We start from the raw sequence: 12384 nt of genomic DNA, 5'->3' as shown, positions 1-12384 counted from the left end.
ATGGGAAAATATTTCATTGATCGCCCGGTCTTTGCCTGGGTGATCGCGGTCTTTATTCTGCTCGCGGGCGCGCTGTCCATCACCGGACTGCCGGTCGCGCAGTATCCGACGATCGCGCCGCCCGCGGTGCAGATCACCGCGACCTACCCCGGCGCCACCGCGCAGACGCTGGAAAACAGCGTCACCAGCCTGATCGAACAGGAACTCAACGGCGCTCCCGGCCTGCAGTACATGGAATCGCAGAGCCAGGGCAACGGCCAGGCGCAGATCACCGCCACCTTCCAGCCGGGCACCAACATCGACCTCGCCGCGGTCGAGGTGCAGAACCGGATGCGCCGCGTCGAGTCGCGCCTGCCGCAGCCGGTGACGCAACAGGGCGTGCAGGTGACCAAGGCACGCAGCAACTTCCTGATGGTGATCACGCTGTCTTCCAAGGACGGCAGCATGGACCCGATCGCCCTCGGCGACTACATCTCGCGCAATATCGCCAATGAAGTCAAGCGCGTCTCCGGCGTGGGCGACGTCATCCTGTTCGGTACCGAGCGCGCGATGCGCGTCTGGATCGACCCGGCCAAACTGGTCGGCCTGCAGCTCACGCCGACCGACGTGGCCAACGCCATCCGCGCGCAGAACGCGCAGGTGGCGTCGGGCACGCTGGGCGAACTGCCCTCTCCCGGCAGCCAGCAGGTCACCGCGCCCATCGTGGTCACCGGGCAGCTCACCAGCCCCGAACAGTTCGGCAACATCGTGCTGCGCGCCAATACCGACGGTTCGGTGGTGCGCCTGCGCGATGTCGCCCGCGTCGAACTCGGCGGCCAGGCCTATGCGACTTCGGCGCGCCTCAACGGCAGTCCGTCGTCGGCGATGGGCGTGCAACTGTCCCCGACCGCCAACGCGCTCGGCACCGCGACCGCCATCCGCGCCAAGATGGAAGAGCTGGAGAAGTACTTCCCGCAGGGCATACAGTACGAAATCCCCTACGACACCTCCAAGTTCGTCAAGATCTCCATCGAGGAAGTGGTCAAGACCCTGCTCGAAGCGGTGGTCCTGGTGTTCCTGGTGATGTACCTGTTCCTGCAGAACATCCGCTATACCCTGATCCCGACCATCGTGGTGCCGGTGGCATTGATGGGCACGTTCGCCGCGATGTACGCGTTCGGTTTCTCGATCAACGTGCTGACCATGTTCGGCATGGTGCTGGCCATCGGTATCCTGGTCGACGATGCGATCGTGGTGGTGGAGAACGTCGAACGCATCATGAGCGAGGAAGGCCTGTCGCCGGCGGAAGCCACGCGCAAGGCCATGGGCCAGATCACCGGCGCCATCATCGGCATCACGCTGGTGCTGATCGCGGTGTTCATCCCGATGGCCTTCTTTGGTGGCGCGGTCGGCGCGATCTACCGCCAGTTCTCGCTGTCCATGGTGGCATCGATGGCGTTCTCGGCGCTGATGGCGCTGACGCTCACGCCGGCCCTGTGCGCGACCCTGCTCAAGCCGGTGGAAGCGGGCCATCATCATGAAAAGCGCGGTTTCTTCGGCTGGTTCAACCGCCGCTTCAATGCGGCGACCAACGGTTATCAGCGCGTGGTGGTCGGCATGCTCGGCAAGACCGGCCGCTACATGGTGGTGTACGGCCTGATCGTCGGCGTCATGGGCCTGCTGTTCATGCGCCTGCCCTCTTCCTTCCTGCCGAATGAAGACCAGGGCTACATCCTGACCAACATCCAGCTGCCGCCGGGCGCCAGCGCCAACCGGACGCTGGACGTGGCCAAGCAGGTCGAGGGCCACTTCCTCAAGCAGCGGGGCGTGGAGCACATCATCTCCGTCATCGGCTTCTCCTTCTCCGGCAGCGGCCAGAACGCGGGCATCGCCTTCGTCCCGCTCAAGGACTGGGACGAGCGCGGCGACGACACCGCCGACAAGATCGCGGGCAAGGCCATGGGCGTGCTGATGGGTATCAAGGACGCGATCGTGTTCGCGCTCAATCCGCCGCCTATCCCCGAGCTGGGCACGGCGACCGGCTTCAACTTCCGCCTGCAGGACCGCGGCGGTCTCGGCCACGACAAGCTGCTTGCGGCCCGCAACCAGCTGCTCGGCATGGCCGGCCAGAGCAAGCTGCTCGCCGGCGTGCGTCCGGAAGGACTGGAAGACGCGCCGCAGCTGCAGGTCGACGTCGACCGCGACAAGGCCAGCGCCCTCGGCGTCTCCTTCGCCGACATCAACAACACGCTGTCGGCCGCGCTCGGCTCGTCCTACCTGAACGACTTCCCCAACCAGGGCCGCCAGCAGCGCGTGATCCTGCAGGCGGAGTCGACCAAGCGGGTACAGCCGGAAGACCTGGGCAACCTGTATGTGCGCAATGCGGCGGGCAACATGGTGCCGCTGTCGACCTTCATCTCGGCCAGGTGGATCAACGGCCCGGTGCAGATCGTGCGCTACAACGGCTATCCGGCGATGAAGATCGCGGGCCAGGCGGCGCCCGGCTACAGCTCGGGCGAGGCGATGGCGGAAATGGAGCGGCTCGCCTCGCAGCTGCCGGCCGGTTTCGGTTTCGAGTGGACCGGCCAGTCGCGCGAAGAGCGCACCTCGGGCGCACAGATGCCGATGCTGATGGCGCTGTCGCTGCTGGCGGTGTTCCTGGTGCTGGCGGCGCTGTATGAAAGCACCTCGATCCCGCTGTCGGTGATGCTGGTGGTGCCGCTGGGCGTGCTCGGCGCGGTGCTCGGCGTGACCCTGCGCGGCATGCCGAACGACGTCTACTTCAAGGTCGGCCTGATCACCATCATCGGCCTGTCGGCGAAGAACGCGATCCTGATCATCGAGTTCGCCAAGGATCTGCAGGCGCAGGGCAAGGGACTGATCGAGGCCACGCTGGAAGCATCCAAGCTGCGTTTCCGGCCGATCATCATGACCTCGCTCGCCTTCATTCTCGGCGTGCTGCCGCTGGCGATCGCCACCGGCGCGGGTTCCGCGAGCCAGCGCGCGATCGGCACCGGCGTCATGGCCGGCATGATCAGCGCCACCGTGCTCGCCGTGTTCCTGGTGCCGGTCTTCTTCGTCGTGGTGCGCAAGCTCTTCCGGGCCAGCAAGCGCCAGGAAGAATTCTGGGCCAGCCATTCGCCGCGACTCGACCCCGCCGACCAACAGGGTGTCTGAACCTATGCAAATACTACGCAATTCCGTTCTTCTGATGCTGGCCGCGGGCGTGCTCTCCGCCTGCTCGCTGGCGCCGCGCTATGAGCGTCCGGCGGCGCCGGTCGCCACCGCCTTCCCGGCCGAACCGCTGCCGGTGACCGCCGCCGCCGGCGTCTCCGCCGACACCGGCTGGCGCCAGTTCTTCCAGGACCCGCGCCTGCAGGCGCTGATCGAATCGGCGCTGCAGAACAACCGCGATCTGCGCACCGCCGCCCTGCGCATCGAGGAAGCGCGCGCCCAGTACAACATCGTCGCCGCCGACCTGCTGCCGAGCTTCAATGCCGCGGTCTCCGGTTCGCGCGGCCGGAACTCGGCGGCCACCTCGCCGCTGGGCGTTTCCACCGTGACGACGGCCTACCAGGTCGGGGTCAACCTGGCCGCCTTCGAACTCGACTTCTTCGGCCGCGTGCGCAGCCTGAACGAAGCCGCGCTCGCGACATACCTGGCGACCGAAGAGGCGCAACGGGCGGCGCAGATCAGCCTGGTGGCGGAAGTCGCCAAGGCTTACCTCGCCGAACGCGCCTACGCGGAACAGCAGGAACTGGCCCAGCGTACGCTCAACGCGCGCGAAACCGGCTACAGACTGGCGCAGCAGCGTTTCGAGGTCGGCGCCTCCTCGGCGCTGGACCTGCGCCAGCAGGAAGTGCTGGTGCAGACGGCGCGTGCCACGCTCGCCACGCTGGTGCGCCAGCGCGCGCAGGCGCAGAACGCGCTGACGCTGCTGGCCGGCCGCCCGCTCGGCGACCTGCCGCCGGCGCGCACGCTGTCCGAGCAGAACATCGTCGCCGAACTGCCGGCCGGACTGCCGTCCGATCTGCTGACCCGCCGGCCCGACATCCGCGCCAGCGAGCAGCAGCTCATCGCATCCAATGCCAGCATCGGCGCGGCGCGGGCCGCCTTCTTCCCGCGCATCTCGCTCACCGCCGGCATCGGCAGCGCCAGCACCGAACTCGGCAATCTGTTCGAGGCCGGCACCCGCACCTGGTCTTTCGTGCCGCAACTCGCGCTGCCCATCTTCGACGCCGGCCGCAACCGTGCCAACCTGTCGCTGGCCGAGGTCCGCAACAATATCGCGGTGGCGAGTTATGAAAAGACCATCCAGACCGCCTTCCGCGAAGTCGCCGATGCGCTGGTCGCGCGTGGCGCCATCGACGAGCAGATCGACGCGCAGCGGCGGGTGCAGGAAGCGCAGGCCGACCGCCTGCGGCTGGCCGAGCAGCGCTTCCAGAGCGGCGTGGCCAGCTCGCTCGACGTGCTCGACGCGCAGCGTGAACTGTTCTCCGCCGAACAGTCGCTGGTGCAGACCCGCCTGCTGCGGCTGACGAACGCGGTGGATCTCTACCGCTCGCTCGGCGGCGGAATCAACGAGACGAACGCCCGGTAAGCGCATCCACGCACCGCTCCGACGACACCCCTCGCGCAGGGGTGTTTTTTTGCGCGGCTTTTCCTTATTTGCCCGGCCTGTTGTTTTCGGTGTCGATTCGGAAGAGTTTGACTTGAATCAACTAGGTGCCGTACGGAAACTATTTAGACTCCTCTTCCGCCGCATAGCGGCTGCGTGATTCACACCGGACAGGAAGCCTTCGGGCGCGGAAGTCGAGATGAAATTGAGAGATTTGAAACTGGGTACCCGGCTCGGACTGGGTTTCGGACTGGTCCTGCTGCTGATGGTGGCGCTGGTCGCCATCGCGCTGATTTACTTCCAGGGCATCGGCCGCATGACCTCGGACATGATCGAGAAGGACTGGCTCAAGGCGGAAGCGGCGCATACCGTCAATGCGACCGTGCGGGCCAACGCCCGCCGCACGATGGAGCTGTTCGTCGTGACCGAACAGGCGCAGCGCGACAGGGTGCTGGCCAAGATCGAGGAAAACAAGAAGACCATCACCGACGCGCTGACCACGCTGGACCGCCTCGTCGAACGCGCTGATGCCAAGGCCATCCTCGTACGCATCAGGGAGGAGCGCGCGCAGTATGTGAAGTCGTTCACCCAGGTGTCGAAACTCATCGCCGAGGACCGGCGCGACGAAGCCGGCCGCATGCTGATCGCGGACACGCTGCCGGCGCTGGACCGCCTGCAGGAATCGGTGAAGGAACTCTCCGCCGTTCAGACCCAGGTGGTACAGGAGACCGGCACCGCCGTGCGTAACAATATCGCCTCCGCGCGCAATGTGATGCTCGCGCTCGGCGTGATCGCGGTGATCATCGGCGTGGTCTTCGCGGTGCGCCTGACGCTCGGCATCACCCGGCCGCTGCGCAATGCGGTGCGCGTCGCCGAGACCGTCGCCGCGGGCGACCTCACCAGCGTGATCGACGTGGATTCCCGCGACGAGACCGGCCAGCTGCTGCAGGCGCTCAAGCAGATGAACGGCAATCTCGAGCAGATGGTGGCCAAGGTGCGCAACGGCACCGATACCATCGCCACCGCCTCGGTGCAGATCGCCGCCGGCAATCTCGACCTGTCCTCGCGCACCGAACAGCAGGCCGCCTCGCTGGAAGAGACCGCCTCCTCGATGGAGCAGCTCACCAGCGCCGTGCGCCAGAACGCGGATCATGCAAGGGAAGCGAACGCGCTGGCGGAAGCGGCATCGCGCAACGCCGGCGAAGGCAGCCGCGCGATCGGCGAAGTCAACGCCACCATGTCCGCCATCAACGACTCGGCACGCAAGATCGCGGACATCACCAGCCTGATCGACGGCATTGCCTTCCAGACCAACATCCTCGCCCTGAATGCCGCGGTGGAGGCGGCGCGCGCCGGGGAGCAGGGCCGCGGCTTCGCGGTGGTGGCGAGCGAAGTGCGATCGCTGGCTCAGCGCGCGGGTGCCGCGGCACGGGAAATCCGCCAGCTGATCGCGGATTCGACCGGCCAGTGCGAGACCGGCGCCCGCCAGGTGGAGCAGGCCGCCGCCACCATGGCGGCCATTGTCGACAGCGTGCGACGCGTCACCGAGATCATGGGCCACATCAGCCAGGCGAGCAACGAGCAGTCGACCGGCATCGAGCAGGTCAACATCGCGATTGCCCAGATGGACGAGGTCACGCAGCAGAATGCGGCACTGGTCGAGCAGGCCGCGGCCGCCGCCGGCGCGCTGGAAGACCAGGCATCCGGCCTGACGCAGCTCGTCGGCGCCTTCAGGCTCGAACAGCGCTTCCTCGCCCTGCCCGCCTGATTCCCGCCGCAGCTCCGGCCGGCCGCGATCGCGTGCATGAACAGCACGCCATCGCGGCCGCCGTGTTTTTCATCGACGCCCGTTTCCGTCCCTGCGGTATGCTCTGCCCATCGATACAGGCATCAGCAAAGATGGAGGAAGCATGAAAGGCAAGGCTGTACTGGCGATCGCCGTCGCGCTCGCGGTGCTGGCGGCAGCGGCGTTCATCGCCACAAGGGAGAGCCGGGCCGCGCGCGGCTACATCGATCCCTCCGACACGCAACTCGTGCAGCGCGGCCGCCCCCTGTACGACCAATATTGTGCGGCCTGCCACGGCAAGGCGCTCGAAGGCCAGCCCGAGTGGCGCAAGCGCCTGCCCAACGGCCGCCTGCCGGCTCCGCCGCATGACGAGAGCGGACACACATGGCATCACCCGGATGCCGTCCTGATCGACATCGTGCGCAACGGCCTCGTTCCCGGCCGGACCGCGCCGGACGGTTATGAGAGCGACATGCCCGCGTATGCGGGCACGCTGTCGGACGACGACATCGCCGCCGTGCTCGCGTATATCAAGAGCCGCTGGCCGGAGAAGGCGCTGGCGGCGCAGAAGGAGATTACGCTGCAGCGGACGGCAAGATGAGGTGAGGCGGGCATCCGCCGCAGATCACCACCCGGGTTTTCGGTCTACGGAACCGAACAGGGGCGGTGAACACTTACCGGCTTTTCACGCCGAGTTCAGCAGATGCCCGTATTTCGCCCCATACTGCCCGCCTTGCCCAGGCTACCCGCGGCTTCCGACGCGGCGACACGCCCGACTCCTCCCGCGCCGCCCGAGCTTGCCCGCACGCTCGCCGCGCATTACCGGTCAGCCGCCGAATCAGGATACGAGGCGGCTGCACCCGACGCGACGGAAATCGGTCGCTCGCGGTTCGAACGGATCGCACCGCAGCGCGCACGCGTAATTTCCCATCCCGGGACACCCCGTGAACGTGAATGCTATCTTTCCGCAGCTCCCGATCTGCTCGACAGGATCGCGGCCGCCGCCAGTCAGCTCGCGGAACCGTCCGCCGCGCTCCCGCCTCCCCCGCACCGGGCGCCGCCAGGCAGAGTGACGGGTTCGGCCACGTGGTTGGTGCGGCACGGGCCGGCCGCGGGTCCGGCATCGCATACGAGACATCGTTCGCCGCCGGCCGAGCCGGGCAGAGACATGAAGCGCCTGAAGGCAGGCAGCGATACAGACGCTCCGGCCGCGCAGCCGCCCATGCAACTCATGGCGATCGACGACGCCGACTGGAAACGGGTTGATTACCCGGCTTTTCCAATGCTTGGCAGCAAGCGCTCGCTGCTTCAAACCGATGCAGGAAAGGCATTGCCGACTGCGCTCCTGGCAGCCGTGAAGGCACGGGACTTCACCCGATTCCTCGATCTGTTCGCGGGCACGGGATTCGTCTCGCTCTGGGTCAGGTCGCATAAGCCGGACGCGCGCGTGGTGCTGAATGAGCTGGACGCCTACCGCCACCTGACCCATCGATACATCATCGACAACCATGAGGCGGTCGTCGCCGAACTGGAGGCAATGAAGACCGAAATCAAGGAACTGTTCTACAGGACCGCGCACTCCGCGCCCCCGGCGGACGCCGGCAGTGCGGACGCGGAACCGGTTGCCGCGATCGACCCGCAGGAGGTGGCGGAATGGATAGCCTCCAGTTCGTTCGACCGGGAAGCAAACAGGCGACTCTCCGCTGCCCTGAGAGAGTACCTGCTGCAGAAACTGCGGGCGAACATGAGCGACGACGGCACGCCGCTTGATGTGCCTTTGAACGCTGCCCTCTACCTGATCGCCCAGCACAATCTGTATATGCCGAATGGCCCGGTCAACATCCGGCTCGGCACGGGTTACACGATGGGAGCCCAGATTGCTCATCCCACGGGCGTCACGATGGGTTCCGGCGGCTCGATCATGAACAGAATGATCGGAAGAAAGCTGGAAGACAGCCCTCATGTCAGAGAGCCCCTGCTGGTGGATGCCAAGATCGACGAGATCGTGACCAAGCTGCGCTATGTGGCGGGCCGGATGCAAGGCGCGACGGTGAGCCGCGGGAATGGCTGGGAGAAGCTGGCCGAGGTCGGGCAAGGGGATCTCGCGATGGTCGATCCCGAGTACTGGCTGCCGGAAGGAAAATTGAGAGGGAAAGGGTACACGAACGGCTCCCAGCCGGCGGACGAATCATCTTCATCCGCCAGACTTCCGGAGTTGTCGGAGACGGGCTTCATCGAACAGGTGGTCGCCACGGTGATGCCCGCCTGGGAAAGACAGGGACGCCTGATCCTGACCAACAAGGAGTCGGAGTACGTACGGGGCAATCTCGAAAAGCTGGGCTTTCTCGTGCTCACCTCGGCCAAGGCGCAGACGACCGCCCGATCGCATACCCGGACCTTGAGGGAAATCGTCGCGATCAACTTCAAGCCCCAGTCGGGAGCGGAAATGCTGCCGTATCAGTATCCCGCGGCGCTCGACCCCGCCCTGCTGCCGAGCGTGCATATTCCGATCGCCGCCAACAAGAACAATCCTGCGCTTCCTGCTTTCTTCAGATGCCATGCCGCCGACACGACCCCTTTCCAGAGGTGCCTGCTGCGGGCCGGCATCAGCGCCGCGTTCACCCAGGACGCCGTCGTGATGGAAAACGGCACCGGACGCGCAGAGAATGTCGAATTCCAGTACCGCAGGCGGCAGTATGAGATCTCGTTCAGCTTCAGCGGCAACCACCTCGAGTCTTGTTCGACCTCGCGAATCATTGGCGACGCCCGATTCGCGATGCTTCAGGTATGGGAGCCTGGCCAGGCCGGCGAGGCCCGGGCACCGGATGCATCGTCGTCCGGTCAGATCGTCGCGCCGCCGTCGACCACGATCGCCTGACCGGTGACGAAGCTGCCGGCGGCGGACGCAAGATAGACCGCCGCACCGGCGATTTCATCCGGCTGTCCGATGCGTCGCAGCGGCGTGGTGGACGTGGCGCGGGACAGCGTGTCCGGGTTTTCCCACAGGGCGCGCGCAAAGTCGGTCTGGATCAGGCCCGGCGCGATGCAGTTCACCCGCACATTGTGCGGCCCGAACTCGACCGCGAGATTGCGCGCGAGCTGGAAGTCGGCCGCCTTGGATACGTTGTAGGCGCCGATCACGGGCGAGCCGCGCAGGCCGCCGATCGACGACACGATGATGATGGCGCCGTCCCGCCGCTCGATCATCTGCGGCGCGATCATCTGGATCAGCCAGTGGTTGGCGATCACATTATTTTCGAGAATCTTGCGGAACTGGTCGTCCTCGATGCCCGCCATCGGACCGTAATAGGGATTGGAAGCGGCATTGCAGACCAGGATGTCGATGCGGCCGAAGGCCTGCATCGTCGCCTGGACCAGGTTCTGCAAGTCGGGCTTGGATGCGATGCTGGCCGGGACCGCGATCGCGCGGCCGGCACCATGGCGGGCATTGATCGCGCCGGCGACTTCGTCGCACGGGGCCTGCTTGCGGGATGAAATCACCACCCTGGCGCCCTGTTCGGCCATGCGTTCGGCGATGGCGCGGCCGATGCCGCGCGAGGATCCGGTGATGACGGCCACCTTGCCGCTCAAGTCGAAGAGGGACATGTCTCGCTCCTGTTGTTGCGCACCGGATTTTCTAAAAAGACCGGGGCATATCGTTATGACAAGACATGTTTATAGCGTCAGCCAACTCGCACTGTCAATACCCGCTTTTCTAAGAATGCCGGCGCCATCAAACGGGCGCCGGCGTGGCCCCGGAACGGACTCAGGGCGTGTCGGCGTACCCCGGCTCGCCGGGTTGGCCGGCGTAGACGCGGTATTCCAGCCCGGACGTCAGGAGATCGATCGTGTGCTTGCGATGGTCGGAAACCAGCAGCGGGCCCTGCCAGTGGACGGTGACATCGTGCAGATTGGCGAAGGCGCCCGGCGGCGTCGGCAGCGTGGTGAGCTGGCCGTCGACCCCGAGCCGCTGCAGCCGGCCCTGGTTGTTGAAGTAGTCGGCGATGAACAGGTTGCCCGCGTGATCGACTGCGATACCCTGCGCCTCATTGAACCGGGCGGCGGTTTCTGGGCTGCCCGCGGGCGGATCCACCGGCACCCCGTAGCTGCCCGCCAGCGTCGTCACGGCGCCGCTGCGCGTATCGATGCGGCGGATGAAGGTGGAGCCGGAATGCGGGGTGGTCGCGCCGCGGAAGGCCACGTCCGTCACATACAGCCTGCCGTGGCGGTCGATCGCCATCCCCGTCGGCGTGTCGAAGCCGGCGGCGCCGCCGATGCCGTCGATGATGGTCCGGTAGTCCTGGTAGCCGCCGGCCAGCGTGCTCACCATGCCATACGGCGTGATCTTGCGGATCCTCGCATTGTTGGTATCGGCGACGTAGACATTGCCGTCGCGGTCCACCGCGATGCCCTGCGGCCGGTTGAAGCGGGCGCCGCTCCCGCGGCCGTCGGCATAGCCCAGCTCCTTCGGCGCGCCCGCCAGCGTCAGCACCTGTCCCTGCGGCGTGACCTTGCGTATCGCATAGCCGTCGGTGACGAACAGGTTGCCGAAGCGGTCGATGGCGATATCGCCCAGCGACGAAAAGCGCGCCGCCGCGCCCTGCCCGTCCGCGATGCCCGGCCAGCCCGGCAGGCCGGCGAGTGTCGTGACGACGCCATTGCGCGCGATCTTGCGGATGGTGTGGTTCCAGGTGTCGGCGACATAGAGATTGCCCGCGCGGTCCAGCTCGATGCCGCCGGGTCCGTTGAAGCTCGCCAGCCGCGGATCGGACACCTGGTAGCCAGGGTAGCCGCTGGCGGTGTAGGCGCGCTCGGCCTGCACCGCCGCGTCCGACACCGCCGCGTCCGTCGCCCCCGCATCCGCCACCGCCCCGGCGGTGCCGTGCAACGACGCTTCACCGGCACCGTCGGCGCCCTCCTCCCCACCCCCGCCGCATGCCGACAGCAGCATGCAAAGCAACGTGGACACCAGTCCTGCTCGGATCTTGAACATATATGCTCCCAAAAGTTGATGAACGCTCCCTGACCTGTTTTTTTTGTTTTCGCGATGGTAGGGAGGCAAGCCGGTGCCCGCTTGACGGCCCGCAAACGGCCATCGAAGCAGCGTCTTTTCATGGGAGACGGAGCACGCTTCGCGCTTGATGTGTTGTATGGATGTTTCAGTCGGGGCGCGAAAGACGCGATGACAGAAAGTGTTCCAGGCTGGATGCGCTTTGCGCTACGTTTTTCGTAACGTCACCCGAATTTCCCCGTGCGGGGCTCGTGGCGGGGTCTGCCGCAATCTGTAATGCGGCCTGTACGGGAATCGCCTCAGCCGGCGAACAGGCCGACCAGCTCGGCCCGCGAACGCACATTGAAGACCAGGAAGATGGAAGACACGCAGTTCTTGACCGAGCCGAGTGCCAGGCCGGTTTCTTCCGCGATCTGGCTGTTGTCATGGCCGGCAAGGATCAGCTCGAGCACCTGTATCTGGCGCTTGCTCAGGGCGACGCCCGACAGCCGCGAAGCATCGACGCTGCCCGCGCACGTCCCCGGCTGCTGCGCACCGGATGCCGGCGGGCGCGGCAGCTGGCCGCGCGCGAGTGCATCCACCGCTTCGAGCAGGCCGGCCAGGCTGCCGGCATCGCCGCCCTTGTTGACGAAAGCGACCGCGCCCAGCATGGCCGCCTTTTCGCGAACCTTTTCATCCTGCAGCCCGGAGACGACGATCACCGGCAGGTCCGGATAGCGCTGCCTCAGCAGCGCCAGGCCGGCCAGGCCGCGGGTGTCGCCGAGATGCAGGTCGAGGAGGATCAGGAAAATGTCGCCCGCCCGTTCCTTGAGACAGACCAGCGCTTCTTCCAGGCTCTGCGCTTCCTCGACCCGGTAGCGTTCGCCGAAATGCTGCAACAGCACCGAGCGCAGACCGACCCGCACCAGCTCGTGATCGTCGATCGCGAGGATGGTGCGCGGCTGAAGGATATTGTCGTTTGCCATTGCAATGCTGCTCGGTGCCATGCTG

The 12384-nt window shown here is 66.2% G+C and carries 8 protein-coding genes; 5 read left to right on the top strand and 3 right to left on the bottom strand.

Translation table 11 applies throughout. The annotated features are described in order from the left end of the window. From NCCP691_RS01130 to NCCP691_RS01110, 5 genes are all read left to right on the top strand, one after another. Positions 1-3156, top strand: a complete 3156-nt coding sequence (locus tag NCCP691_RS01130; RefSeq protein WP_220806392.1) for an efflux RND transporter permease subunit — start codon at positions 1-3, stop codon at positions 3154-3156. Positions 3157-3160: 4 nt separating this feature from the next. Further along, positions 3161-4579, top strand: a complete 1419-nt coding sequence (locus NCCP691_RS01125) for an efflux transporter outer membrane subunit (protein ID WP_220806391.1) — start codon at positions 3161-3163, stop codon at positions 4577-4579. Between the two features lie 217 nt (positions 4580-4796). Further along, positions 4797-6365 (top strand): methyl-accepting chemotaxis protein, encoded by a 1569-nt coding sequence (locus NCCP691_RS01120; RefSeq protein WP_220806390.1) that lies wholly within the window; start codon positions 4797-4799, stop codon positions 6363-6365. A gap of 142 nt (positions 6366-6507) precedes the next feature. Continuing rightward, positions 6508-6984: a c-type cytochrome gene (locus NCCP691_RS01115; RefSeq protein ID WP_220806389.1), complete on the top strand. Its 477-nt coding sequence runs from the start codon at positions 6508-6510 to the stop codon at positions 6982-6984. Positions 6985-7551: 567 nt separating this feature from the next. Continuing rightward, a complete protein-coding gene (locus NCCP691_RS01110) occupies positions 7552-9261 on the top strand; it encodes a DNA adenine methylase (RefSeq protein ID WP_220806388.1) in 1710 nt (569 codons plus the stop codon). Here NCCP691_RS01110 and NCCP691_RS01105 read toward each other — a convergent pair. The 3 genes from NCCP691_RS01105 to NCCP691_RS01095 form a co-directional block, all read right to left on the bottom strand. Next, positions 9225-9989, bottom strand: a complete 765-nt coding sequence (locus NCCP691_RS01105) for an SDR family oxidoreductase (protein WP_220806387.1) — start codon at positions 9987-9989, stop codon at positions 9225-9227. The two genes, NCCP691_RS01110 and NCCP691_RS01105, sit on opposite strands and share 37 nt — an antisense overlap. Before the next feature lie 160 nt (positions 9990-10149). Then, positions 10150-11376, bottom strand: coding sequence for an NHL domain-containing protein (locus tag NCCP691_RS01100; RefSeq protein WP_220806386.1), 1227 nt, complete (start codon positions 11374-11376; stop codon positions 10150-10152). Between the two features lie 317 nt (positions 11377-11693). Next, positions 11694-12359 (bottom strand): response regulator transcription factor, encoded by a 666-nt coding sequence (locus NCCP691_RS01095; protein ID WP_220806385.1) that lies wholly within the window; start codon positions 12357-12359, stop codon positions 11694-11696. Positions 12360-12384: the final 25 nt, after the last annotated feature.

The sequence above is a fragment of the Noviherbaspirillum aridicola genome, assembly GCF_019656455.1.
In the GTDB taxonomy this organism is placed as follows: domain Bacteria; phylum Pseudomonadota; class Gammaproteobacteria; order Burkholderiales; family Burkholderiaceae_D; genus Noviherbaspirillum; species Noviherbaspirillum aridicola.
Note: the sequence above shows the minus strand (reverse complement) of the source record. Positions and strands in the feature narration are given on the sequence as shown.